Below are 26,367 nucleotides of genomic sequence, written 5' to 3' on the forward strand. Positions count from 1 at the left end.
ATCTAACTACGTAAAGGAAGGTGTCTATGAAAAATACCTACGGACTGGATCGTGTTGATCTTAAGATCATCAAAATTTTGCAGCGTGATGGCCGAACTCCCAACACGGATATCGCTCGGTCGTTGGACGTTTCAGAATCAACGGTTCGTAACCGTATTACCCGGCTGATTGAAAACGACGTGATCCAGATCGTTGCCGTAGCCGACCCGTTCAAACTGGGATTGGATATTGCCGCTTCTCTTAAAATCCATGTTGATGTTCAGAAAGTGGATTACGTGGCAACCGAACTCAAAAAAATCGAAGCACTTTGGTACATTACGCTAGCAACCGGTGCTTCAACCTTTAACGCTGAAGTCTATGTGAAAAACATTAATGATTTGCATGAACTCCTAAAGAACAAGATCTGGAGAATCGATGGTGTAACGCATACCGAGACTTCCGTTGTAATGGACTACTTAAAACGAGAATATTGTTGGGATTTTTAGAAAAAACTCTGAGCATGTAATAAAAAGAACCCTGCCGCTGATCTTTGTGGCAAGGTTCTTTTTCATTCAGGCAAGTTATAGCAGTTCTCCTCTGGCGTCAAAAAACCAAGGTGGAAACTGAATCGCTCCCGATACTTTCTCCAAAGCATTTTCTTCTAACTTCATCATTTGCAAATACTCTTCTTCGAAGCCAAAGGGTAAGTAAACGCCTTCAGGAAAAGCAGGACGAAAACCAAAACGCTGGTAATACCGAGGATCTCCGATCACAATCATTACTGGGTAATCGGTTTTTCTTGCTTCTTCGATTGCTCTTTGACATAATTTCTGTCCAATACCTTCTCGCTGAAACTCGGGCGAAACAGAAACAGGCGACAGAATCAAAACAGGAATCATGGAAGTTTTTCCATCTAAAGCTATTTCTGAAACCAGAACATGACCAACCATTTTTCCACCAAGCTCCGCTACCAAGGCCAACTCATTGATATACCCCTTACTGGCACGAATAGACTCCACTAGCTGCCACTCTTTTCCCGTACTAAAGGGCATCGGATCAAAGGCATCCTGAATAAGCCGGCGAATCGCCATATAGTCTTTCTTCCCTTCCGGTCGTATTGTCAGGTTTTTTTCCATCATTCCTTTTTCCATCATCTATCGCTCCCTTCGATTCTTAGGAACCGGTTATTTTTTTGAGCGCTTCTTCCCAGGACATTCTTTCTTGATCACCCGTTTCCAAATCTTTTAATGCAACCAGTCCATCCTGCACTTCCTCATCACCAATAATCACTACCCAGGGAATTCCCTGTTTATTGGCATAATTCATTTTTTTAGCTATTTTGGTATCTTCCAAAAACACTTCTGTTATGACATTTGCATCCCGAAATCGCCGTGCTACTTTTGCACAGGTCTCCAAGGTGTCCCCGATAGGCACTACCAACAATTGCGTTAACACTTGTTCTTTCATTTCTCCCAATAAACCCGCCTCGTTTAATTGGTAAAAGAGTCTGGTTAAGCCGATAGAAATACCAACTCCTGGCAACTTTTCTTTTGTATAATGTTCGGCTAAATTATCATACCTTCCACCGGAGCAAATGGACCCTATTTCAGGGTAGTTTTTCAGCAAGGTTTCATACACAGTCCCTGTGTAATAGTCTAATCCTCTAACAATGGTCAGATCCAAAGCAAAATGTGCTTCTGGCACCCCAAAGGCTCTGATCAGTCTGGTAACACGCGTAAGTTCCTCTACCCCAGTTTGATAAAGTTCATTGTCAATAGCCGCCTGTTTTAAGCCGTCCAGGATTTCATCATTACTACCTTTCAGCTGTATAAATCGAAAAATAGCATCAATAGAATCTTCTTGAATACCCGCTTCCATTAACTCTTTCCGAGTCTTATCCGGGCCTATCTTTTCCAGTTTGTCAATGGCTTTTAATATTTCCGGTCTTCCCGCCAGCCCAAAATGTTGAAAAAGTCCATTCATTAGTTTTCGATTATTAATTCTTATAATAAAATCAGGCAATCCCAATTGCGTAAAAACATCATTGATAATTGCCGGAATTTCTGCATCATTAACAACGTCTAAATGATTACGCCCAATAATATCAATATCACATTGATAAAATTCACGAAACCTTCCTTTTTGGTTTTTTTCTCCGCGATAAACTTTACCAATCTGATATCTCCGGAAAGGAAACGTCAAGTCTGCCATATGCTGTGCCACATACCGGGCTAAGGGTACCGTTAAATCAAACCGCATCGCCAGATCTGAATCGCCTTTCATAAAGCGATAAACCTGTTTCTCCGTTTCCCCACCACTTTTTACCAAAAGCACATCCGATTTCTCGATCACCGGTGTATCAAGGGGAATAAAGCCATACCTTTCATATACACTGCGAATCGTATCCCTCATATGGTTAAACACGATTTGCTCTGCTGGTAACAATTCCATAAAGCCTGGTAATGTGGATGGTTTTACAATCATTTTCTTCTCCGTCATGTCCTTCCTCCCTACCTTCCATTTAAGATATCCTCATTTTAACATGTAGTGGCTAAAATGCAAGCTGCCATCCCCATTCCTCAGAGGTTCAATCAGAAGATTTCTTTACTGATGCTTTTATAATTTCTTATATTCATTGGACAGCATGGAAAGAATGTGCATAGACCGATAACCATCTTCATATTTTTTACAGTCTCTCAAGGTTCCTTCAAAGACAAATCCTTCGGATTCATATAAGGCTTTGGCTTTCGGGTTGTCATCAAAAACATCCAGCCACAACCTATGACACCCATAAGTTTCAAAACACAGTTTTTTAATAAGACGAACACATTGCCGCCCATAGCCTTTTCCCTTTTTATCAATGGTAATACGATCAAATTCAATCACATTATGAGGACTACCAATAGAAGACAGGATAATGTATCCCACCACTTCTCCTTTCGCTCGATCTTCCACTATAAAATGTTTTTCTTCCGATGCATGAATTGACTCTAAATGCCTGGCTTTCGGCCAGTTATACACATAACGTCTGTTTTCTTCATTCCTCTCAATTTTCAGTACCTGATCAAGATCCTGAGGCGTTGTATCTCTTAGCCGGATCATATCATTCTGAATCACTGTCTTAGTCACTTATACTCCTCCTATTCTTTCAAGAACGAAGACGCTTCGCATCTATTGAAATTGAGATTTTAGAATTGATCATTAATTTCAAATGCCTACAGGGTACTTGTGCTATTTTCTATATCATAAAAAACCCCGAATCCTATCTTTTCTTATACCCAATCTTTTACCCAAAGATCAGTATCGGAAAAAATAGAATTTCGGAGATAGGATATCTTTTATTCTTTTACTTTTGCAATGACACTAATCTCTACCAAAGGATCTCCTGGCGGCAAAACACTTTGAACTGTAATACGTGCGGGGTATGGTTGTGACACATACTGCCCATAAACTTCGTTAAACCCGTCAAAATCTTTCATATCTTTCAGATGTGCCTCCACTTTTACCAAGTCTTCCAAACCGCATCCGGCAGCTTCAAGAATTGCTTTTATATTTTCCATCACTTGCCTGGTATGCTCTTTTATACCAACAGCTTCAATCACATCGGTGCCAGGCTTTTCTGGCGTCTGTCCACTTACAAAAACAAATCCTCCTGCTATAATAGCGTGATTATATGGTCCCGCTGGCAATGGCGCCTCAGCAGGATGCACCGCTCTTTTGGTCATTTTCATCCCTCCCTGCACCTTTAACTAATCTACAACATTTCCTATGATCTCTAAATAGGCCTTCGATTCCACACAGCTACCCGTCATCATTACCCCCACGTTCTTGCCCGTTACATCCACTTTGTGGTTTAGCAGAGCCGATATGCCAACGACAGCCGCACCTTCCGCCACCAGTTGATGCTTTTCAAACGCATATTTCATGCCTTCTATCACTTTTTCTTCGGTAATCAGCACATGTTCATCTACATAGTGTTCTATCAATGGCAAGGTATACTCATTTTTCCGACCAATGCCACCAGATAAAGAGCCGGCAATCGTTGGTTTTTCCTCTATTTCTACCGGTTTTCCAGCTTTAAGACTCTCCAACATTGCTGGTGACTGTTGAATGGAAACGCCTATGATTTTAATCTTAGGGTTCATGCTTTTCGCCGTCAGAGCCGCTCCTGCTAATAGCCCACCACCAGATAGCTGTACCAGCAAGGTATCGATTTGAGGATTTTTTTGTAACATTTCCAGCACTACCGTACCTTGACCAGCAATAATTTCCGGATCATCAAAGGGTGGAACTGGAATATAACCATGTTTTCGAATCAGTTGCTCAAAATGATCTTCTGCTTCATCCTGAGATTGTCCGAAAATCATCGGCTCCGCTTTCAATGCCTTTACCATCTCTACCCGATTTTGGGGCACTTTTTCCGAGAGACAGACCACAGCCTTTATCCCTAGCTTTGCGGCTGTATAAGCCACTGCTCTGCCATGATTGCCCGTAGAAAAGGTAATGACCCCTTTTCGCCTTTTCTCTTCCTCCAAGGATAATATTTTGTTTCCAGCTCCTCTTAACTTAAAGGCACCGGTATGTTGCAGAGACTCCAATTTGATGGAAACCTGATGAGCTCCACTTCTGAAAGCCAGATCCGGTGATTCGATAAGGGGGGTTTTAAGAATCAGTCCATGGATTCTTTTTGAAGCAAGCAAAACATCTTGTAAACATAGAGATTTCCAGTCTTTTGAGGATTCATATTTCACGTTTTCACCACCTGCCAATTATCTTTTAACGCAAATTTCTAATGAATCGTCGAAGAAATGTTCAATACCATTTTCTGTTATATAGAAGGAAGCATCTACTTCAAAACCTACATCATCCAACCAAATTCCCGGAATCAGATGAAGGGTCATGTTTTTTTGAAGAATGGTTTTGTCTCCCGGCCTTACCGAAATTGTTTGCTCACCCCAGTCCGGCGGATAGTTTACACCAATCGAATAACCAATCCTAGACTCTTTCACCAAACCTGTCTTTTGAATGGTTTTTCGCCAGGTTTCTTCAATGTCTTCTACCACAGCACCCGGTTTCACCATTTCTAACGCAGCTGCCAGGCCTTCCAATACTGTTTTTCCCGTATCTCGCATTAACGATGGGGGTTCTTGCCCTAAATACATGGTTCGGGCAATCGGAACATGGTACCTTTTATAAACACCACATAGTTCTAAAAGAACCGCTTCCTCTTTTTCGTATTTCTTTTCTGTCCAGGTGAGGTGTGGGGTTTTCGTTGCTTCTCCCGCCATCATCAAGGGCACAATGGCCGGATAATCTCCACTATGTTCAGAGGTTCCAGAATACTGAGCCTCCGCAATTTTCGCCGCCACATCACATTCTCTGACGCCTGGCGCAATTTCACGTTGAGCTGTTTTCATCACTTTGGAAGCTATTTGTCCAGCAATTTTCATAAATTCAATTTCTTTATCAGATTTCACTACCCGTACCCAGTTGACTAACGTATTCGCATCCTTAAAAACCGCATTAGGCAAAGATTTTTCCAATTCTACATGAGCCCTATGAGGATAATAAAACTGGTCCATTTCCACTCCGATGACCTTACGGTCCCATCCTCGGTCTTTAATGATATCGGCCATAAAGTGCATCGGGTGTTTCACCAGGGAATGTACATAATCGTCGGCATATTGATAAATATTATTGTCTGATAGAAAACTGGTAATTCGAGCCGCATTCGCATCCATTCCCCTACCAACCCAAACTGGCTCTTCCTGATCCAAAGAAACCAATAGGCATTGATGCACATAAAAACTCCAACCGTCATAACCAGTCAGATAATTCATATTGGCCGGTTGAGAGATAAATAAGAGTTCAATACCCCACTCATTCATTTTTTCCTGCGTTTTCCGAACCCTTCCCAGATATTCTTCACGACTAAACACCTGCATCTACATTCCCTCCTCTTTAAGAATGATGAATGATGGATCTTGATTTTTTATCTTGAATTTTTAACCCTTAATTGCCTTCTTTACATATAGCCATTCCGTCTGTCTTTCACAACCGCATGGTACATATATCGGATCATCGTCACAAAATCAAAAACTGGTAAGCCGGTGGCTTCCTGTACCGCCGCTCCATAGGGCGGAAGTACACTGCATTCCAACAGAATCGCTTTTACGTCCGCATATTCCCGCTGTAATGTTTTCGCCGATTCTACTACTTCCTTCTCCACTTCCGAATAATTAAGCGTTCCTGTTTCCTTTATAAAAGCATCAGAAAAAAAGGGTTTTTCCTGCAAACCCGCTATAGCAAGCCCGTCTGTTTTTTGTACACCAGCTTTTTTCAGGATGGTTCCTGTCAAAGATTCTGAGTTTACTGTCAAAATCCCAACTTTCGTGAGTTCCGGCATGATATTCTGAATGAAGGGCAACTGAAGAAGGCTGGAAAGAAAGACTGGCATTTTCAATTCACGAGCCAGGTAATCCTGATAAAGGATCATAAAACCACAATCGGAAGTAATCGCCCGAACGCCTTCTTTTTTCAATTCTTCTCCAGCCCTCATCACATCTTGAAGTGCTGTCATATCGTGTTTTAGTATTCGTTCTACCGTCAGTCCCGGCACTCTTCTGAATCGGACAGGAAAATCGTAAGTGGTGGCATTAGCGACATCACCGGGAATAAAGGGGGCTTCGCTATCAAGCAGTATAATGCCTATCGCTTCTCCGTAGCTGACCTGACCCGGTTTGACATGGTAGATCATTGCTTTCTCCTCCCCTAAAAAATCTTCTTAAATCAACGCCGCATTAGGTAGGAAAAGTGCTATCTGAGGGAAAAAGACCAGCAACACCGTCACCAACAATAAAATGAACACAAAAGGCGGTGTATGACTGATAATTTCCAAATATGGTCTTCTGAAAATTAGCTGTGCCGTAAAAATATCACACCCAAAGGGTGGAGTTGCTGACCCAATAGCCGCCTGAAGCACCACCAGAACCCCTAGAAGTACTGGATCAATCCCAGTCTGAAGAACATAGGGTGCAAACACAGGGCTCAGTACATAAATGGCAACAATAGGATCTACAAACATGCAAGCAATGAAGTAAGCAGCCACTACCACAAATACAACATACAGTTGACTGGGATCATCGCCAAATACCGCCGGCAGATAGGTCTGTGGAATCCGCAGAAAACTCAGTAACCAGGAAAAAGCATTTCCTGCTCCTACCAGAACAAATACAACACCGGTAATAACGCCGGTTTGCAAAAAATGATCAATCATCGCGTTAAAGGTAACGGTTTTGTAAATAAATCCTTCCAGCAAAATGGCATAGGCTACGGAAGCTGCCGCCGCTTCCGTCGGACTAAATACTCCACCATAAATTCCCCCTATGATAATAAGCGGAAATCCCATGACCAAAATCCCACTTTTAACCGCATCTTTTCTCTCTTTCCAGTCCGCTTTCGGCGCTCCTGCAATGCCATTTTTCTTGGAATAAATAAACGCATAAATAGAAAATAGTACAAATATCAGTAGTCCTGGTCCCACACCAGCCAGAAACAGCTTTCCAACCGAAGTTCCAGTAACTACTCCGTAAACAATAAATCCTATACTGGGCGGTATCAAAAAAGCAATATCACTGGAATTAATAATCAAGGCTAAGGTAAAGGGGCTGGAATATCCAGCCTCTAGCAGCATTGGCCGCATGGTTCCGCCAATAGCCGCAACCGTTGCCTGCGTAGAACCAGATACAGCACCAAAAAGGGTACAAGCTGCATTGGTAGTAATGGCCAAGCCACCGGGAATATGCCCTAAAAAGGCTTTTACCATTCGGATAAGCCTTCTGGCTGCCTGTCCAGCGGTAATAATATTCGCTGCCAGTATAAACATCGGAACCGCTACCAAAGAAGGTGGAATAATTCCCGTAACCACCTGCTGAACAATAACATTCATATTAAAACCTGGCATATACACTAAAATATAAAGAATGAGGGATCCTAACAAAACGACCATGAAAGGAAACCCAAATAAAAGCTTAAAAATCATACTCGCAACTAGTAATGGCATAAAACCACCTCTCTTTTAGGGTTTCTTTTCTCCGTCTTCTTCACTCATCTCATCCACATTGTCCATAGTTTCCTTCTTGAGCTCTTCTCCAACGGCTTGATACTCTTCTGCCATTTGCTGTAATTCTTCTGCTTCATACTCTCCTTGCTGCTCCGGAGAAAGCCACACAGCTTCTTCTTTAATGTTTTTAATAATGGTCCGTATATACTGTATTCCAGCAGAGAAAAACCCGAGAGGGATAATCGCAATAAAGGTCCAATAAGGTAACCTCAACGCAGGGGTTACATGGTTCATGTTTCTGGCCTGAGCCATATATCCGTAAGAATAATAGGCCATCAGAAACATTACCAGTCCACTACCCACGCATATGATAAAAATCATGGCTTTTTGCAGTTTAGGCGGTGCTGCATCAAAAAAAGCACCCATTCGAATATGCCTTGCTTTACGAACAGCGTAACTAACTCCCGCAAAGGTAATAAGAATGGTTAACAGTTCCGCTATTTCTTCGGCAAAATAGATACTTCTATAAAAGGTTCGGGCAAAAACGTTTACGATTACCAAAGTTGCCAGGGCGAATACTGAGACAGATAAGACAACCACCTCAAAGTACTCGACACTTTTTCCAAGTTTTTGGAGAATAGTAGATGAGCCTGTCTTTTGATTGGCTTCCATACCAACGCTCCTTCCTTAAATCCCTGCGGCGCTTCAGACGCACCGCAGGGAAAAAATCATTTTGACTCTATTTGCTAGTCTTCAATTCCTAAAGCTTCTTTTGCATTTTCAATATCATTTAGCAAGGTTTCCAAAATTTCTTCTGCCTGAGGTCCTCCGATTTCCAGGAACTTATCGTATACTGGACGGGATGCTTCCTTGAACGCATCCAGATCATCACCGGTGATCTGGTGGTATTCCATCTCAGGTCTTGCTTCCAGCATGTAAGCTAGGTCTTCTTCATGTCTTGCGTCAATCCACTCTGCAGAAGGAAGGATTGCGTCCGTCCAGTAGTTTCTCATTTCTTCCTGCACTTCTGGCGGTAAAGAATCAAAATACTGCATATTCACTGTTGGTATTCCAGTGAAAGGTTCTGCAAAAATGTCTGTTAAATAGTTTTGTACTTCATAAAAGTTCATGCTCCTGATGGCGAAAATCGGGTTAATTTGTCCATCAATCAGGTTGGTCTGTAGTCCGCCGTATATCTCTCCATAAGCTAAGGGTGTCGGATCTGCACCGTAGGCCAGATAGTTTTCTACCAGCATTGCGGATCCCATAACGCGAACTTTAAAGCCTTGCATGTCATCAACGGTTTCGATTGGATTGTTGGAGCTGATCGTTTGCCATCCTTCATAAAGAACACCCAGTGGAACCAGTCCGTTTCGTCGGAAAGCTTCTTCCAACACATCCATAAAGTCACCGTTTCGAATTACCCAGTCCAAAGTTTCCGGCATATGCTCCGGTGGCCACAGGTAGTGCAGTGTCAGCACCTGAGCTTCCGGTACAAAAGCACTGATCCAGGCATAGTCGGAAAATACGTATTCAACGACTCCTAGTTGTGCCAGTTCATTGATATCACGAGTATCCCCCAGAGTACCAAAAGGATATACGGTTAGGTCGTACATGCCATCGGTAACTTCCCTCATATGATCTGCATAATATTCAGCCCATACGGTCATAAAGTCGCCTTCAATTTCCTCGGAGGCCAATCTTGGCTGCAGAGGAGCATCCATTAGTTCTCCCAGGCTTTCTTCTCCTGTTCTTTCAACAGCCGCTTCTTCCGGCTCCTCCGCAGGTGCCGGGTCACCGCCGCCGCAACCTGCCAGTCCTAAGGTGCTTAGTAGTACGACGCTAAGTGCTAATGCCAGCCATTTCGTTTTCCCATACTTTTTCTTCATGTTTTCTCCTCCTCTTTTTGCTTTCCTGAAATCTTCTCCCGATTCACATTCTTCCAAATTATCAGTCATCGCCGGACAAATCCTCTGCTTCCTCTCTTTTACTAATCGCTTCCTGCTGCTTAAAGTAAGACAGAGCACCTTTGACGAATAACTCCACACCCATAGGCATCACATCTTCATCGATGTTAAACCTGGGATTGTGATGTGGGTAATGGGTTTCCTTTGCTTCATTTCCCGTTCCCAGGAATATGAATACCCCAGGAACCAGGGCGGCAAACTCAGAAAAATCTTCACTTGCCATATTTGAATGAGGAACGACTCTCTCCTCATTTCCTGCAACCTCTCTGGCAGCAGACATCATCACTTTAACCATGTTTTCATCATTAATTAAAGCAATGTTTTCCCGAAACCATTCCATCTGACATTCACAATGATGCGCTTCGGCTACTTTTTCCGCAATTCTTTTTAACCTTAGAACCGCTTTATCATCACCGTCATCATACAGCGTCCGAATAGAACCTTCTAGGCTCACATAATCCGGAATGATGTTCGCTTTCGTTCCACCTTCAATTTTTCCAAAAGACATGGTGGTAGGTTTCATGCAACTGATCTCCCGGGTCTGTACCCGCTGAGCCGAGAGGACAATATCCGAGGCTGCAATGATCGGATCGATAGCTGTTTCTGGATAACCAGAATGCCCTCCATAGCCTCTTACTAAAATCTTAAAAATATCCAGTCCTGACATAACGCCACCAGCTGACAGTCCAATGGTTCCGGATGGCAGCGGTGTCCAGATATGGACGCCTACCACCGCATCTACCTTAGGATTGTCCAGTACGCCTTCATTGATCATTGGTAATGCACCGGCATTTTCCTCGTTCGGTTGAAAAACCAATTTGATGTTGCCTTTTAACTCATCCTTCATCCCTACCAATACTTTTGCCGCCACCATTAGCATCGCTGTATGTGCATCGTGGCCACAGGCATGCATCACTCCCGGATTTTTGGATGCATAGGGAACTTTGTTTTCCTCTTGAACTGGCAGGGCATCCAAGTCAGCTCGCAACATTAACACAGGACCTTCTGTCTTTCCTTTAATCATACCCGTCACACCAGTTTGCGTCATGCGATGTGTTTCAATGCCTAATTCCTGCAAATATTCTTCTACGATTTGCGCTGTTCGGTGCTCCTGATATCCTAACTCCGGATATTCGTGAAAATCTCTCCTCAAAGCGATGAGTTCTTCTTTTAAGTCCTTCACTTGATTTTTGATGGGATCCATGGGAATTGCCAGCCTCCCTTACACAGGATATTGCTTTTAACTTTTTGCTTCTTTCTCGTCTCCCTGCCATCCTAGAAAAGCAGACAGCTTATCCGTTGCTTCTTTCAATCCTTCTTTAACAGAGTCAACCTTGCTATAGGTTTGTCTGATGCTGGCTCCGCTCACACTGATAGCGGCAACAATTTCATTTTTATAATCTCTTACCGGCATTGCAATACAAGTAAGTCCTGCGCAAAATTCTTCATCGTCCACACTAAAGCCTTGCTTTCTTATTCTTTTTAATTCATCCATTAATTCATCAATCTCTACAATCGTAGCCGTCGTATATGCCTGAAGTTCCCGATTCCCAAGTATCTTCAGAATTTCCTCTTTGGTCATTTCGCAAATCAGTGCTTTTCCCATGGCCGTTGCGTGAAGGGATTCTCTGGATCCTATCTGTAAATTTGCAATCAGCGAAGCTTTTGGACTTACTTTCGATATTGTCACCACGCTATCATCAACCCGTACACCCAGGTTAACCGTTTCTTCATACCGATTGCACAGTTCTTGTAAAATACCTATATCAAAATTATATAAATTTCGCTGCCGAGGAATCATATTCCCTATTTCAAAGAGACGCCAACCCAATCTATATTTTTTGGTATCTTCGCATTGTTCGATATAATTGCGAGCCAATAATGTGTCCAATATCCGATGCACAGTGCTTTTTCCGATGTTTAGCCGATTGCTTAATTCGCTGACACCTAAACCTTCCTGATATCCTTCTGAAGATAGTATTTCCAGAACTTCCAGCGCCTTATCAATGGTCTGAACCGGATAACGTGGTGCCTGGTATGTTTTTTCTTGCCCCATTTCATCACCAATCCTTTTACAGATTTTTCTATTATCTCCGGAACCATCACCAACCGAAACCAGAACAATACCTAGGGCGAAAAAAGGTTTTCTGATAAGAGAAAACCTTTTTCTTTTTTATAGTTAAATCCAACCTCTGGCTTTCATGGATTTCGATACTTTTTGCAAAGCGTTAATCCAAGCAGCATTTCTCATAGAGGTGTCTTTTTCCTGGGCTGTATCCATCGTTTCACGATATGCTTTTGTAATTTGCTCTTTTAATCGAGAATTAATGGTTTCAATATCCCAGTAGCTATCCGTCAGGCCCTGAGTTCGTTCAAACGAACAAACAATAGCACTTCCACAGTTGGTTAATACATCCGGAACAATATGGATATTTCTTTCCTGCAGCATTTTTTCTGCTCCCGGTGTCACTGGACCGTTAGCCGCTTCCATAATTAGTTTCGCCTTAATTTTATCAGCATTTTCTTCATGAATAACACTTTGTACCGCCGCCGGAATAAGAATGTCGCAATCCAGCTCCAATACTTCTTCTTTATTGATTGCTTTTTCGCCGGCATACCCTTCCACGGATCGATTCGGATGATTCAAGGAATGTTCTTCTAACTTTTCAATGTCAATACCTTTAGAGTCATAGACACCACCAAAATAATCAGCTACGCCCACTACTTTGTACCCTTCTTTATGCAGCAGACGGGCCGCTATTCGCCCCACATTTCCAAAACCTTGAATCGCAACCGTTGAACCTTTCGGTATATTCAAGTCTCTAACCGCTTCCATCGTAACAAAAAAAGCTCCCGTTCCTGTGGCTTCCATGCTTCCAACGGTTCCGCTAGTTTCAGCAGGTTTGTCATTGATGGCGGCAGGACTGTGGAAACCGTTTATTTCTTCATACTCATCCAACATCCAAGCCATGGTTTTCGCACTAGTCCCAATATCAGCACCCGGAATATCTACCCAAGCACCTTTCATTGGCAGTTTGCGAATGTAGGCACGAGAAAGCCTTTCTAACTCACCTTCAGAAAGTTTTCCTGCATCTACTCGAACGCCACCTTTTCCACCGCCGGCGGGTATTCCGCCTACCGCATGTTTAATCGTCATCCAGAACCCAAGAGCTTTCACTGTATCCAAATCTAAATCAGGCACAAATCTCAAACCGTTTTTTACCTGGCCAAGCGCATCATTATAATGCACGCGATACGCCGTGAAAATTTCCAACTCTCCGTTATCCATCTTCATCGGTATTGCAAACTCAAAAATTCGTTTTGGTTGGCTAAGCATTTTAATGGCGTTTGGTTCAACATCCGCCATTTTAGCTGCTTCTTGCAGAGTTGTCAAGGCAGTTTGAAATGGATTTTTGCTCATCAAATCACTCCAATCCTTCATTATAGGGGGATTACACCGCTCCCCGGCATCTTTTGCCATGAAGCGGTGTTATGTTTTGTAATACTAATATTAATATTATCTATGGCTTCGGAATAGCAAGATCCTCTGTATGATCATTGAAAGTCAGATCATAATCACTATCATCGCACCATTCTTGACATAATTTAGCCATTCTTACTTTCACCTTCACAAGATGGTTTGTCATTGAATCATCATGCCATGCATTGTATAGGTCGCATTCGTTTTTGCCCGGCTCAAACTTAAAGTACACAGGAGCACAAATCCGTGCAATTTCATCGGCTTCAAGATGGCGCTGATTGTTCCCCATGGAGTCAACCAGACTCATATAGATATCTAACGGAATATCCGTCACACTTCGAATAGCCGCAAACATTGGTAAAGATAGATCTGCCAAAGGATTGAAGCTATCCGCACCCATATCTGCCAGCATTTTAGCGTTAACAGCGTTTCCATGACCAGCAAATACAGAAATCTTAAATTTCACGTCTGCCGGAATCACACCATCAGCTCTTAGCTTATTTGCCAGATATAGAAGTCCTTCGTCCGGAATCAGAAATCCTCGAATCCCAACATCAATGCATCTACTCAGCTCACGCAGCCACATATAAAGATTATCCTGACCCCGAACACGCATACCAGAAACATACCCTTCCGGTGTTCCGTATTGTTTTCCTGTATCCCATCCACGGGTTGGCACCGGATTTACTAAGGTTTCCATTTTAGCGTCTGCACCGATTTGTGCATAATATTTCAGTTCTTGCTTATCCAAAAGAGCCGATCCACCAACAGTACCAATGACTCTATGGATCGTTACTTTCTTTGCTTCAGATTCTTTAACCAGGGTTTCAAAATTCGCTGCATTTTCTATGCCCGGAATTTCATGTCTATAATGAGCTCCCCCTTCAAATGTTACTTTTGAAGAAGGCATGTCATAAAGATCTTTCAATGGAAATACGGTTTTTTCCTGGATATACTTTTCAATTGCTTTCATTGTCATGTTTATTTCCTCCTTAGAAAAGATTCTTGTTAATAAGATGCACTCTGCCAGAAGTTAAGATTCCGGTTTATAAGCTTGCCACCGTTCTAATCAAACTCCTTGAAAAGTTTTTCAAATTCCTCAATAGGATCTGTAATATGATAGACATAATCATCCGATGGGAATACGCCTTCTTTTACCTCTTTGATATATTGTTTATAGGCGTTTGTTTCTACTTCTGCCACTTCTGCATACTTCTTAACAAACTTCGGTGTAAAGGCTTGAAATTTACCAACCATATCGCTACTGATCAACAACTGTCCGTCACAGGCGCCAGCACCAATTGAATATACAGGAATATCCAGTTTTTTCGTAATGAATTCCGTTAATTCCGGCGGTACTGCTTCCACTAGGATAGAAAAGGCACCGGCCTCTTGCACGGCTAAAGCGTCTTCAATAACACCACGGGCGTTTTCTACGGTTCTTCCCTGTGCTTTGAATCCACCTAACTGACCAGAACTTTGCGGTGTCAGCCCTATATGACCGATAACCGGTATCCCCGCATCCGTAATCGCACGGATTCTGCTTTGTATCCGGACACCACCCTCCAACTTAATACAATCCGTGTCGGCTTCCTTCATAAAACGCACAGCATTGTCAACGGCCTGTTCATCAGACGACTGGTAAGATCCAAAAGGCATATCTCCAATGATCCAAGTGTTTGGCGCTCCCCGGCGTACTGCCTGGCAATGAGAAATACAATCTTCCATTGTTACCGGAATCGTCCCGCTATACCCCAGCGTTACCATTCCCAGTGAATCGCCTACCAGCAACATGTCCATGCCAGCCGCTTCCGCAAACATAGCTGTCGGATAGTCATAGGCTGTAATCCATGCCACTTGTTCGCCGGCTTTCTTCATCTTAACCAGATCAAGAATACTCTTTTTCTTTGCCATTTGACGCTCTCCTCCTTTTGTAAACGTTTTCTTTCAGAACACCTTTTTAATCCGGAACACCCATCCATAATAGATAAGCATTCCGGCTTGTTAGCTTTAAAGGTCCAGCGGTCTTGCTTTTAAGACACTTCACTGATTCAACAAGACCCTTAGGCATTTCCTTGTTTTTTGGGAACGCCGTTCTAATAACTAGATAATATGATACTTCACTCACTATGTCAATGATTTTTGGTTATTTTTTTGAAATTTTTTAACTATTTCTTATTTTCTCATTTACTTATGTTGCATTTTGCATGCTTTGATCACTTGTTTTGCCAAGACCGCCGTGGTGACAGATCCTACTCCACCGGGAACGGGTGTAAAAGCTCCTGCTTTACTCTTCGCCTCATCCTGATGAACATCCCCTGTCATATTCCCTTCTTCATCTACATTAATACCAACATCCGCCACAACAGCACCTTCTTTAATATGAGCTTCCCTTACAAATTCAGAACGTCCAATAGCCGCTATCAGAATATCGGCACCAGCCGTTATTTTTTCCAGCTCTTTTGTTCTGGAATGCGCCACAGTCACCGTTGCATTTTCTTGTAATAGCAATAGCGCCGCTGGTTTTCCCACCACCATAGAACGTCCAAGAACAACGGCATTTTTTCCTTCCAAAGGAATTTGATAATGCTTAAATATTTCCATCACCGCCATAGGAGTGCAGGGAACAAAACCACTTTCATCTCCCGTCAACAGCTTTGCTGTGTTTTCTGGATGAAGGCAATCTACGTCTTTTCCCGGAGCAATACTAACTTCAATCACCTTTTCATCAAGCTGTTTTGGCAATGGGCGGAATATCAAAATCCCGTGCACCAACGAATCTTCGTTAACCTCCTTGAGCGCTGAAAGAAAGGCTTCCTGAGTAATGTTCTCCGCTAATTCCACTTTTTTCGTCTTAATGCCAATATCATCACAACGTTTTACAATCCCTCGTTCATAGGCAATATCATCTGATTTTTCACCCACCCGGATCAAAGCCAGGCAAGGAATAATGTCTTTTGATTCCAATACGGTCGTATCATTTTTTAATGCTTCCACAATGGCATCGGCCACCGGTTTTCCTTTAAGTAATTCATTCATTTTCATCATCCTTTCTTTTCTAATGTCATATTCTTATTCTTCTCCGATACCCTTACTCTATCAAACTCTAACACTTATGGATAGAGCATAAAATATTATAAAGGGTATAACAAGAGGCGGAGAATTTCCCCGCCTCTATAGGCTGTTCACTATTTTATTGCATTGTTTCCTTAGAATAACCCTAGAACAAGCCTTGAATCATACCATCTTCATCAACATCAATCATTTCAGCCGACGGTACCTTTGGCAATCCAGGCATTGTCATAATATCGCCCGTTAGCGCTACAATAAATCCAGCTCCCGCCGATACTTTTACCTGGCGCACAGCTACTGTAAAGCCTTCCGGCCTTCCAATCTTAGTCGGATCATCCGATAAGGAGTATTGACTTTTTGCCATGCAAATCGGCAGATTTCCAAAGCCTAGTTTTTCCAGTTTTGCAATTTCTTTTTCAGCTGCCGGCGATAGTTGAATACCATCAGCCCCATAGATTTTTGTCGCAATAGCTTCAATCTTTTTAGCAATAGGAGCCTCTACATCATAGGCATACTTGAAGTTGCTTCCATCGTTTTCTTCAATAAGCCGAAGCACTTCTTCCGCTACTTCCACGCCGCCTTTGCCACCTTTCGCCCAAACTTCAGACAAGGCTACATTAACACCCTGAGCCTGGCAAGCCTCCCGAACCATAGCCAGTTCAGCTTCCGTATCAAGAGGGAACCTGTTAATTGCTACCACTACCGGCAATCCAAATACATCGGTCATGTTTTCTACATGCTTCATCAGATTAGGAATGCCTTTTTTAAGCGCTTCCAGGTTTTCTTCATTCAGGTCTGCCTTTTTCACGCCACCATGAGATTTCAAAGCTCGCACCGTAGCCACAACCATAACAGCATCCGGTTGAATTCCCGCCTGACGGCATTTAATATCTATAAATTTCTCTGCGCCTAAGTCGGCACCGAAACCTGCTTCCGTCACCACATAATCAGCAAAATGCATCGCTGTCTGTGTAGCCGCTAAAGAGTTGCAACCATGAGCTATATTCGCAAAAGGGCCACCATGAATAAAGGCCGGTGTTCCTTCCAGCGTTTGCACTAGATTAGGCTTTAAAGCATCTTTTAACAGAGCTGTCAGGGCTCCCTGAGCATTCAGATCATTAGCTGTAATCGGCTGATCGTCGCGTGTGTACGCCACAACCATACGACCCAGTCTTTCTTTAAGGTCTTTTAGGTCTGTCGCCAGGCAAAAAGCCGCCATTACTTCTGACGCAACGGTAATATCAAACCCGTCTTCTCTTGGCACACCATTTCCTTTACCGCCCATACCATTAACCATGTTTCTAAGCTGCCGGTCATTCATGTCCATCGCACGTCTCCAGGTAATTTTACGATTATCAATACCTAGCTTGTTGCCTTGTTGGATATGGTTATCGATCAGAGCCGCCAAAAGATTGTTCGCCGTCCCGATCGCATGGATATCACCAGTAAAATGAAGGTTGATGTCTTCCATTGGAATTACCTGGGCATAACCACCGCCAGCCGCTCCCCCTTTCACCCCGAAGACAGGCCCTAGGGATGGCTCTCTTAAAGCTACAATGGTTTTCTTCCCTAAATAACTAAGGGCATCAGCCACTCCAATGGTGGTAGTGGTTTTTCCTTCTCCTGCCGGAGTTGGATTAATGGCTGTTGTTAAAATCAATTTTGCTTTCTTGCCTTCTTTTGCTTTTTTTACATGCTCTGTGGACACTTTCGCCTTATACTTCCCGTAAAGATCCAGATCATCTTCTGTCAGATTCAGTTGTGCGGCTATTTCCCGAATGTCCTGGGGAGTTGCTTCCTGTGCAATTTGAATATCTGTTTTCATGATTGTCGTCGCCTCCTTAAATTTTGCTTTTCTTCCTTTATAAATCCTATTAAATAAGTTTCCAGTCCTCTGATAACGCTTTACGTCATCAAAGGTCCAGAATGCATTACCCGGAGACGCCGCACCGCTTTTCCTCCTCCTTTTAGAGGGAGGTTTTGCCGTGGCATCATCGGATAAATATGTTCACATGCAAGGATGCATGTCCATATTTTACAATTTATCACAGTACCGTCACCATTTCGTCAACATTTTTATTTTAGCGCCACCATCTTTTCTATTTCAGCACAGGATAAAAAACGTTTAAATTGATATAACTTTAACAGCATCCCTTGGAACGCCGTTCCAATATAGATTATAATAAAGCTCCGGCAATGTCAATGATAATTCTCATAATCTATCAAAATATTTGAATATTCGTTCCTTATCTTTTTCATTTATAATGGCTATTTTCAGCCCTTTCAGCATTCATTCAATTTGCATTTTTTAGTAGGTCATGTTAGAATGCATAATGTCACGGCCCATTTTTTATGTTTATATGTTTATAATGCGTATGTTTATGGGTATATAGTAATAGCCATTGGGATGAAAAAGGAAATAAAGAAAGATCACTTCCCAATAGAAAGGAGTTGAGTACGTGGCAACCATTAAGGTGGAAAATATCACCAAAATTTTTGGGGACCGACCCAAAAAAGCCTTAGAAATGTTAGATCAACAAATTTCCAAGGATGAAATCCTCGAAAAAACAGGGAGCACCGTCGGAGTTAACAAGGCCAGTTTCGAGGTTGGCGAAGGAGAAATCTTTGTTATCATGGGACTTTCCGGCAGTGGAAAATCAACGCTTATCCGTTGCATGAACCGGCTTATTGAACCAACATCAGGAGATGTCTGGGTAGATGATGAAAATGTAACGAAAATGAATGAAGAACAATTACGAAACTTTCGTCGTTACAAGCAAGCCATGGTATTTCAGAAGTTTGCGCTGTTTCCCCATCGTACCGTAGCCGAAAATGTGGCTTTTGGTTTGGAGATTCAGGATATCAGCCTGGAGGAACGAATGGATAAAGCTCTGGAAGCCTTAGATCTTGTTGGATTAAAAGGCTATGCCAACCAAAAGCCAGGACAACTGAGTGGTGGCATGCAGCAGCGTGTAGGCTTAGCCCGATGCCTGGCTGTCGATCCGGAAATTCTTTTTATGGACGAAGCTTTCAGCGCACTCGATCCCCTCATCAGACGAGACATGCAGGATGAATTGCTGAATCTTCAGAGCAAAATGAATAAAACGATCGTCTTTATTACCCACGATCTGGATGAAGCGCTAAAACTAGGGGACCGGGTAGCCATTATGAAAGATGGTATTATTGAACAGATCGATGCTCCTGAAGACATTCTTCGAAATCCGAAAACAGAATATGTGGCTCGCTTTGTCGAAGATGTAGACCTTGCCAAAGTCTTAACGGCTGAGGGTGTTATGGTAAAAGCCAAAGCCCTTGCCAGACCTAAAGATGGTCCGCGCATGGTTTTACGAAAAATGCGAGAAGCTGGTATCTCCGGCATCTTTATGGTAAGTCGTGATGATGAGCTTATTGGTTATATCAGCTCTGATGACGCCAGAAAAGCCGTGGATGAAGACAAAACCAATGTAGAAGATATTCTTCAGAAGGACATTGTTACCACGTTGCCAGATACCACGCTGAACGATCTTTTTGAACTCACTGCCAGCGCTTCAGTTCCTGTTGCGGTAGTAGACGAACACAAAAAATTCAAAGGTCTTATCATCAGAGGATCTCTGTTATCAGGTCTGGTAAAGGAGGCGTATCCCCATGATGACGAGTAGTATTCTCAATCCATTAGATTTTATACCCCGAATTCCTATCGGAAACTGGGTGGATTCCATTATCCAGGCCCTCCGGACGGCCATTGGTCCCCTTACAAGGGTTATCTCCACTGTTCTAAGTGGTTTTATGGGAGTTTTCTCCGATCTATTATTGATGATTCCGGCTTTTTTCCTAATCATCATCATCAGTGCTATCGCCTGGAAGCTTGCCAGTCAGCGAGTAGCCGTCTTTAGTTTTCTTGGCCTAAGCCTTATTTACAATATAGGTTTATGGGAAGAATCTATCATTACTGTCACCATGATTTTAGTAGCCGTATTTATTTCTTTATTAATAGGGCTTCCGACAGGAATTCTCTCCACTCGTTATGAAATGGTACACAAAATCGTCTGGCCTATCTTGGACTTTATGCAGACGATGCCCGCTTTTGTTTATTTGATCCCAGCCATCTTTTTCTTCCGGCTAGGGGTTGTATCCGCTATGATTGCAACTGTCGTTTTTTCTGTACCCCCAGTAATCCGACTGACCGGGTTAGGAATACGACTGGTGCCGGAAGATATGGTAGAAGCAGCAACTGCTTTTGGTACTACCGACTGGCAAAAACTGACAAAAGTCCAGCTACCCTTGGCAATGCCAACCATTATGGCTGGTGTTAACCAGTGTATTATGTTAGCCTTATCCATGGTTGTTATCGCCGCAATGATTGGTGCCGGAGGTTTAGGTGCTGTTGTGCTTCGAGGAATCCAGCGTGTTGATCTGGGTCTCGGTTTTGAAGGTGGCGTATCTGTGGTGATCCTGGCTATTATTCTTGATCGCATCACTCAACGTAGTAAAGATGCCAACGAATAAAGCCATTGATCATAAAAACTATTTGAGGAAAAGAAAAGGAGGGATTAGTTTGTTTAAGAACAAACTGATTATCGCATCATTGATTTTATTGACCGTCTTCGCACTGGTACTAACCGGTTGCGGACCAGCAGACGAGCCAGCTGAAGAGCCAGCTGACCTTGAAGAACCTGCTGACATGGAAGAACCCGCTGATGTAGAAGAGCCTGCTGAAGCAGACGCTGTAGAAGGTAGCATTTCAGCCATTACAGGAATTGATCCTGGTGCTGGCATCATGGCCGCTACAGAAGAGGCCATAGAGGTCTACGACTTAAACGTTGGTCTATTGGAATCTAGTGATGCCGCTATGACCGCTGAATTAGATGCAGCCATCGCTAACGAAGAATGGATCATCGTAACCGGTTGGTCTCCTCACTGGAAATTCGCTGCTTTTGATCTGAAATACCTAAAAGATCCAGAAGAAGTATATGGTGGCGAAGAGTACATTGCAACCATTGCAAGACAAGGACTAGAAGAAGATCATCCTGCTGTTTTCGAGCTACTTCAAAACTTCAGCTGGACAGACGATGAAATTGGTGAAGTCATGGACATGAACACACAAAACAGTGACTTTGTAGCCAATGCAGACCAGTGGATCGCCGACAACAGCGACCTTGTTGACAGCTGGACTCCAGAAGGATTAGAAGGAAATGGCGAAACAATCGACATTCTATTAGTAGAGTGGGATTGTGCCTTAGCAAGCACTAACGTAATTGCGGCTATCCTTCGAGATGCAGGATTCGAAGTAAATATGACACCCGTTGATGGTGGCGTTATGTGGTCTTCCATTGCCGAAGGCGATGCAGACTTTATGACCACAGCTTGGTTACCAGGAACTCACGCTTCTTACATCGACCAGTTTGGTGATGATGTGGTTGAAGTTGCAACCAACTACGAAGGTGCAAGAATCGGTCTTGTTGTACCGTCTTATGTACCTTTCGACAGCATTACCGATATCAACGATTACGTTGATTAATCAGCTGCTTTGTAAAGGCTTAAAAATTATTCTATAACAAAAACCCACCAGAAGGTGGGTTTTTGTGTTCAATCTGTTATAATAATAGCATACCTTAATGAATAGGAGGCACGTATCAATGGAAAAAGTTTATGATGTTATTATTGTCGGGGCCGGCCCTGCCGGATTATCGGCCGCTTTATATGCGGGAAGGGCTAAGCTTAGCACCTTAGTTCTGGAAGGTACTAAAGTAGGTGGGCAAATTGCCATTACCAGCGAGGTGGACAATTATCCCGGTTCGATGGAAGACGCTACCGGTCCTTCTTTAACAGCAAGAATGGTGGACCAGGCAAAAAGATTCGGTGCTGAGATGGTTTCCGATTCCGTTGTTGGTACAGATTTCAAAGATAAGGTTAAAATTGTTAAAGGTGAAAAAGCCGATTACAAAGGTCGCAGTGTTATCATCGCCACAGGAGCCAACCCACGTCAGATCGGTTGCCCGGGAGAAAAAGAACTTACCGGAAAAGGTGTTTCTTACTGTGCTACCTGCGATGCCGATTTTTTTGAAGGCTTAGAAATATTTGTGGTTGGTGGAGGCGACACCGCCGTAGAAGAAGCTATTTTCCTGGCAAAATTTGCACGAAAAGTAACCATTGTTCATCGCAGAGATGAATTGAGGGCCGCTAAATACCTTCAAGAAAAAGTCTTTGAACATCCTAAAATTGAAATCATGTGGAACTCGGTTATTGTGGACATTAAAGGAGATGGCCTTGTTGAGTCGGCTGTTTTCCATAACCGCGAGACCGGAGAAACCACTGAAATTAAAGCCGATGAAGATGACGGAACCTTTGGTATTTTTGTCCTGGTTGGATACGAACCGGTAACAGAAGTATTTAAGGGTTGTATTGATACGGATGAAAGTGGTTACATTATTGCTGATTCCCGCATGCGAACCAATGTGGAAGGCGTTTTTGCCGCCGGTGATGTTCGGGTTAAAACCCTGCGACAAGTTGTAACCGCCACCGCCGACGGAGCCATCGCCGCTGTAGAAGCCGAAAAATACCTGGGAGAGTGATCTCGTTGAAAAATAAGCAATTGGTAATGATTCCTGGCCCCACTCCAGTAACCCGCTCCATCCAAAATCAAATGGGCAGAGAGGTTGCGGCTTTCGGAGACCCGGACTTTATCAGCGATTATAAGGAACTGATCCACGATCTAAAGGTTTTATGGAAAACAGAAGGTGAAGTATTTGTTGTTGCCGGTACTGGTACAATGGCCATGGAAATGGCCATTGCCAACACCCTCCAAAAAGACGATCATTTGTTGATTGTTTCTCATGGTTTTTTTGGAGACCGTTTTATCGATATCTGTGAAAGAAAAGGCATTCATGTTGATGTGCTTTCCAGTGAGTGGGGACAAATCGTTCCGATTGAAGTTATTGAACAAAAACTGATGGAAAAAAAATATCAGGCAGTCACCGTCACCCATGTAGACACTTCTACCGGCGTTAAAGCTCCTGTAGAAGATATCGGGAACCTTGTAAAGTCTTTTGACGATACCCTGTTTATTGTTGACGGTGTTTGCTCAACTGCCGGAGAACAAGAGTATGTGGATGAAATGAATATTGATATCCTTCTAACCGGCACACAAAAGGCCTTTGGCGTGCCGCCCGGTCTGGCCATTCTCTGGGCTGGCCCTAAAGCCATGGAAAGACGAAAAAAGATAGGTAGCATCCCTGAGTACTATATTGATTTCGAAAAGTGGCTCCCCATCATGCATGATCCGTCCAAGTATTTTGCTACCCCTGCTGTTAATATGATATGGGCGCTGGCAGAATCGGTTAATCAAATAAAGCGTGAAGGCTTAGAAAAACGCTATGCCCGGCACAAAAAAGTCGGACATGCCATGCAACTGGCTCTTGAAGGAATTGGGTTTTCCATCCTAGCTGAAAAAGAGCATCGAGCTTCCACCCTTTCTAATGTTCTTTATCCCGAAGGGATGGATGATGCCAGTTTCCGAAAACTTCTTTACCAGGAAGGCGTGATGGTTGCCGGTGGTTTAGGTATCTATGCAGGAAAAATGTTTCGATTGGGACATATGGGAAATGTGGATATGCACGATTTAGTCGCTACGCTGGCTGCTATTGAGCGTGCCCTCCATCATTCCGGTCAGTCCGTTGATTTTGGTAAAAGTGTCGGTATTTTCTTATCAGAAATGCTTTCATAAGGCTTTTTTCCAAAGGATTTACCAAACCTTTCAGGGAGGCTGAAACCGTGCCAGAAAAAATCCATTGGAAGCAAGTATTTGTATCCGGCGGCGCCATTGTAGGATCAATGGTTGGCGCCGGTTTTGCTTCCGGTCAGGAAGTCATGCAGTTTTTTACTCACTTAGGCTTTATCCATAGCATTTATGCCGGTCTTCTTTCCATGATTTTACTGTCCTGGATCTTTATGACGATTCTAGAAGATGGCCGAATACATCAATTTCCTAATGCCAACGCTATCTTCTCCCATTATTGCGGAAGAAAAATTGGCTTTTTTTTCGAATGGTTTGTCCCGATTCTCATGTTAATGGTTTTTTCTATGATGATTTCCGCTGCCGGCGCTACTTTTCATGAGCACTATGGTTTGCATCCGTCTTTTGGCCGGGTCATGGTCGCTCTCTCTACGTTAGCCACGGTTTTACTTGGAATTAAAGGATTGGTTCGTATTGTAGGCTCTATTGCTCCTGCTTTTATCTGCCTTACCATTTTAATGAGCTTGTCCAGTATTATTGCAAATCCGGAAGGCATTAAATCTTCCGGTCAGACATTAATGTCTATCGATGTTCCCAATGCTTATGATCACTGGTTTATCTCAGGCTTTATGTACGCCTCTTTTCTGATGGTCGGATTTATGCCTTTCACTACCGAGATTGGAAAACAGGCCAACAATAAAAAAGAGACTGTTTTAGGCGGCTTGTTTGGCGGAATCTTTTTCTTAACCGGTGCCATGATTTTGAGTACCGGCTTGCTGGTGGTCATTGAGCAAGTCTATTACCGCCAGATTCCTTCTCTGGCAATGGCTTCCGCCAGCCTTCCCTTATTGGCCTCTATCTTTGCTTTTTTGATGGTGGCCGGCATTTATACCGCGTCTGTATCCATGCTTTGGACTTCTGTTAACCGTATTGAAAGAAATGAACAATGTGTCCGTTATCGAAAAGTGGCTGTTTTTATGACCATTTTCGCTTTCATCGGCGGCCAACTTCCTTTTGCCACCATGGTAAGCCTTATTTACCCAACCATTGGTTATCTGGGCCTTATTCTCATTAGTGGCATGATTTATACAAAAATAAAAGAAGTCCTGCCGTGACCGTTATTACAACAGTCAGCAGGACTTTTTCTTTTTTTATAGCCCTAAGGTTTCTCCGATTTCTTGCATGGCTTCCAAAGAAAGAGCTGCAAAATCCGGAAAAGCAATACCTGTTTTTTCAATACTCCGCATCGCATCCCGATCAGCTCCGGCGGCAAAACGTGTTTCTTTCATTCTCTTCGTGATGGATTTAGGTTTCACGCTATTTATCTTTTTATCCGGATATACAAAGGTAATCGCTGTAATAAATCCAGTAATAGGGTCGGCTGCATAAAGTGCCCGATCCATGGTATTCTCCACCTTTATCCCTGTTGCTTTGTTATGAGCCTGAATAGAATGATAAATCTCCTCATCCCCTAGTCCCTCTTCCTGCAGGATTTTAACTGTCTTGGGACCATGAAGATGGTTTTCCCCATTCTTGTAGTCCACTAAATCCGCATCTAAGTCATGTACCAGTCCAGCAAAAGCCCATCGTTCCACATTTTCCGGATCCAGTTTTTTTGCCAGCGCTCTCATAACAGCTTCCACGGCATAAGAGTGTTTCAATAAGTGTTCTGTCTCCAGATGTTTCTCTAAAAGCGCTATGGCTTTATCCCGGTCATACATAATATCCCTCCATTGTTTTATCAGCTATGAACTATGAACCATAGTATACGCTTTCCCTCTCCATTCGTCAAACCCTAAAATCATACAAGGGAATCCTTTTTTGTTCATCATAAGATTTTTTCTAAAAAATCTTCAACCTCTTCTTCTCCCAGGGAGTATACTTCTCCATCGTCAATCTGGACAGATACCGCCTTTGTACAATGACCTAAACAAAAAGCAGCCTTCACATGAATCTGCTCCTGCAGGTTTTTTTCTTCCACTAGTTGCTGAAAGCGATTCACTACCTGGTAGGCTCCCTTTAAATGACAGGCGCTACCAATACAAACATGGATGGTTTTCATGAAAAATCCCCT

Annotated in this window: 26 protein-coding genes; 7 read left to right on the forward strand and 19 right to left on the reverse strand. The window is 43.0% G+C overall.

Annotation, left to right across the window (positions count from 1 at the left end; all coding sequences use genetic code 11):
• Positions 1-26 precede the first annotated feature (26 nt).
• Positions 27-485: an Lrp/AsnC family transcriptional regulator gene (locus BLV55_RS05295; RefSeq protein ID WP_093312001.1), complete on the forward strand. Its 459-nt coding sequence runs from the start codon at positions 27-29 to the stop codon at positions 483-485.
• Positions 486-560: 75 nt separating this feature from the next.
• On the opposite strand, the gene BLV55_RS05300 is transcribed toward BLV55_RS05295, so the two are convergent.
• From BLV55_RS05300 to BLV55_RS05380, 17 genes are all read right to left on the reverse strand, one after another.
• Entirely contained in the window at positions 561-1,130 is a 570-nt protein-coding gene (locus BLV55_RS05300) for a GNAT family N-acetyltransferase (protein WP_207646024.1), read from the reverse strand.
• Between the two features lie 22 nt (positions 1,131-1,152).
• Entirely contained in the window at positions 1,153-2,478 is a 1,326-nt protein-coding gene (hisS, locus tag BLV55_RS05305; protein ID WP_093312006.1) for a histidine--tRNA ligase, read from the reverse strand.
• Between the two features lie 117 nt (positions 2,479-2,595).
• Positions 2,596-3,108: a GNAT family N-acetyltransferase gene (locus BLV55_RS05310; RefSeq protein WP_207646025.1), complete on the reverse strand. Its 513-nt coding sequence runs from the start codon at positions 3,106-3,108 to the stop codon at positions 2,596-2,598.
• Positions 3,109-3,317: 209 nt separating this feature from the next.
• A complete protein-coding gene (locus BLV55_RS05315; protein WP_093312009.1) occupies positions 3,318-3,704 on the reverse strand; it encodes a RidA family protein in 387 nt (128 codons plus the stop codon).
• 24 nt (positions 3,705-3,728) lie between these two features.
• The gene (locus BLV55_RS05320; protein WP_093312011.1) at positions 3,729-4,730 is read right to left on the reverse strand and encodes a pyridoxal-phosphate dependent enzyme; all 1,002 of its coding nucleotides are present in this window, start codon (positions 4,728-4,730) and stop codon (positions 3,729-3,731) included.
• Positions 4,731-4,748: 18 nt separating this feature from the next.
• Positions 4,749-5,924: a M24 family metallopeptidase gene (locus BLV55_RS05325; protein WP_093312014.1), complete on the reverse strand. Its 1,176-nt coding sequence runs from the start codon at positions 5,922-5,924 to the stop codon at positions 4,749-4,751.
• Between the two features lie 80 nt (positions 5,925-6,004).
• Positions 6,005-6,736, reverse strand: coding sequence for an aspartate/glutamate racemase family protein (locus BLV55_RS05330; RefSeq protein WP_093312016.1), 732 nt, complete (start codon positions 6,734-6,736; stop codon positions 6,005-6,007).
• Between the two features lie 27 nt (positions 6,737-6,763).
• A complete protein-coding gene (locus tag BLV55_RS05335; RefSeq protein WP_093312019.1) occupies positions 6,764-8,041 on the reverse strand; it encodes a TRAP transporter large permease in 1,278 nt (425 codons plus the stop codon).
• A gap of 15 nt (positions 8,042-8,056) precedes the next feature.
• Positions 8,057-8,713, reverse strand: coding sequence for a TRAP transporter small permease (locus tag BLV55_RS05340; protein ID WP_093312023.1), 657 nt, complete (start codon positions 8,711-8,713; stop codon positions 8,057-8,059).
• Between the two features lie 74 nt (positions 8,714-8,787).
• Positions 8,788-9,930: a TRAP transporter substrate-binding protein DctP gene (gene dctP / locus BLV55_RS05345; protein ID WP_093312311.1), complete on the reverse strand. Its 1,143-nt coding sequence runs from the start codon at positions 9,928-9,930 to the stop codon at positions 8,788-8,790.
• 61 nt (positions 9,931-9,991) lie between these two features.
• The gene (locus BLV55_RS05350) at positions 9,992-11,212 is read right to left on the reverse strand and encodes a M20 metallopeptidase family protein (RefSeq protein ID WP_093312026.1); all 1,221 of its coding nucleotides are present in this window, start codon (positions 11,210-11,212) and stop codon (positions 9,992-9,994) included.
• 36 nt (positions 11,213-11,248) lie between these two features.
• Entirely contained in the window at positions 11,249-12,064 is an 816-nt protein-coding gene (locus tag BLV55_RS05355) for an IclR family transcriptional regulator (protein WP_093312029.1), read from the reverse strand.
• A gap of 123 nt (positions 12,065-12,187) precedes the next feature.
• On the reverse strand, positions 12,188-13,429 hold the full coding sequence (locus BLV55_RS05360) for a Glu/Leu/Phe/Val family dehydrogenase (protein WP_093312032.1): 1,242 nt from the start codon (positions 13,427-13,429) through the stop codon (positions 12,188-12,190).
• A gap of 100 nt (positions 13,430-13,529) precedes the next feature.
• On the reverse strand, positions 13,530-14,468 hold the full coding sequence (locus BLV55_RS05365) for a hypothetical protein (protein WP_093312034.1): 939 nt from the start codon (positions 14,466-14,468) through the stop codon (positions 13,530-13,532).
• A gap of 86 nt (positions 14,469-14,554) precedes the next feature.
• The gene (gene panB / locus BLV55_RS05370) at positions 14,555-15,403 is read right to left on the reverse strand and encodes a 3-methyl-2-oxobutanoate hydroxymethyltransferase (RefSeq protein ID WP_093312037.1); all 849 of its coding nucleotides are present in this window, start codon (positions 15,401-15,403) and stop codon (positions 14,555-14,557) included.
• Positions 15,404-15,676: 273 nt separating this feature from the next.
• Positions 15,677-16,528: a bifunctional 5,10-methylenetetrahydrofolate dehydrogenase/5,10-methenyltetrahydrofolate cyclohydrolase gene (locus BLV55_RS05375; protein ID WP_093312040.1), complete on the reverse strand. Its 852-nt coding sequence runs from the start codon at positions 16,526-16,528 to the stop codon at positions 15,677-15,679.
• A 181-nt stretch (positions 16,529-16,709) separates the two neighbouring features.
• Positions 16,710-18,386: a formate--tetrahydrofolate ligase gene (locus BLV55_RS05380; RefSeq protein WP_093312043.1), complete on the reverse strand. Its 1,677-nt coding sequence runs from the start codon at positions 18,384-18,386 to the stop codon at positions 16,710-16,712.
• Between the two features lie 634 nt (positions 18,387-19,020).
• Here BLV55_RS05380 and BLV55_RS05385 point away from each other — a divergent pair.
• The 6 genes from BLV55_RS05385 to BLV55_RS05410 all read left to right on the forward strand — a co-directional run bounded on the left by BLV55_RS05385 (position 19,021) and on the right by BLV55_RS05410 (position 25,408).
• Complete coding sequence (locus tag BLV55_RS05385; protein ID WP_093312046.1) at positions 19,021-20,220, forward strand: quaternary amine ABC transporter ATP-binding protein; 1,200 nt, start codon at positions 19,021-19,023, stop codon at positions 20,218-20,220.
• The gene (locus BLV55_RS05390) at positions 20,207-21,067 is read left to right on the forward strand and encodes an ABC transporter permease (protein WP_207646026.1); all 861 of its coding nucleotides are present in this window, start codon (positions 20,207-20,209) and stop codon (positions 21,065-21,067) included. The genes BLV55_RS05385 and BLV55_RS05390 overlap by 14 nt, the downstream gene beginning before the upstream one ends.
• A gap of 49 nt (positions 21,068-21,116) precedes the next feature.
• Positions 21,117-22,079, forward strand: a complete 963-nt coding sequence (locus BLV55_RS05395; protein WP_207646027.1) for a glycine betaine ABC transporter substrate-binding protein — start codon at positions 21,117-21,119, stop codon at positions 22,077-22,079.
• Positions 22,080-22,197: 118 nt separating this feature from the next.
• Positions 22,198-23,133, forward strand: a complete 936-nt coding sequence (trxB, locus tag BLV55_RS05400) for a thioredoxin-disulfide reductase (RefSeq protein ID WP_093312048.1) — start codon at positions 22,198-22,200, stop codon at positions 23,131-23,133.
• Between the two features lie 5 nt (positions 23,134-23,138).
• Positions 23,139-24,284: a pyridoxal-phosphate-dependent aminotransferase family protein gene (locus BLV55_RS05405; protein WP_207646028.1), complete on the forward strand. Its 1,146-nt coding sequence runs from the start codon at positions 23,139-23,141 to the stop codon at positions 24,282-24,284.
• Positions 24,285-24,331: 47 nt separating this feature from the next.
• Positions 24,332-25,408, forward strand: a complete 1,077-nt coding sequence (locus BLV55_RS05410) for a YkvI family membrane protein (RefSeq protein ID WP_093312051.1) — start codon at positions 24,332-24,334, stop codon at positions 25,406-25,408.
• 36 nt (positions 25,409-25,444) lie between these two features.
• Here the strand turns inward: BLV55_RS05410 and BLV55_RS05415 are convergent, their stop codons facing one another.
• On the reverse strand, positions 25,445-26,014 hold the full coding sequence (locus BLV55_RS05415; protein WP_093312053.1) for an HD domain-containing protein: 570 nt from the start codon (positions 26,012-26,014) through the stop codon (positions 25,445-25,447).
• 107 nt (positions 26,015-26,121) lie between these two features.
• A complete protein-coding gene (locus BLV55_RS05420) occupies positions 26,122-26,355 on the reverse strand; it encodes a (2Fe-2S) ferredoxin domain-containing protein (protein WP_093312055.1) in 234 nt (77 codons plus the stop codon).
• Between the last annotated feature and the right edge of the window lie 12 nt (positions 26,356-26,367).

Origin of the sequence: Tindallia californiensis, from assembly GCF_900107405.1 — a bacterium.
GTDB classification, from domain to species: Bacteria; Bacillota; Clostridia; order Peptostreptococcales; family Tindalliaceae; genus Tindallia; species Tindallia californiensis.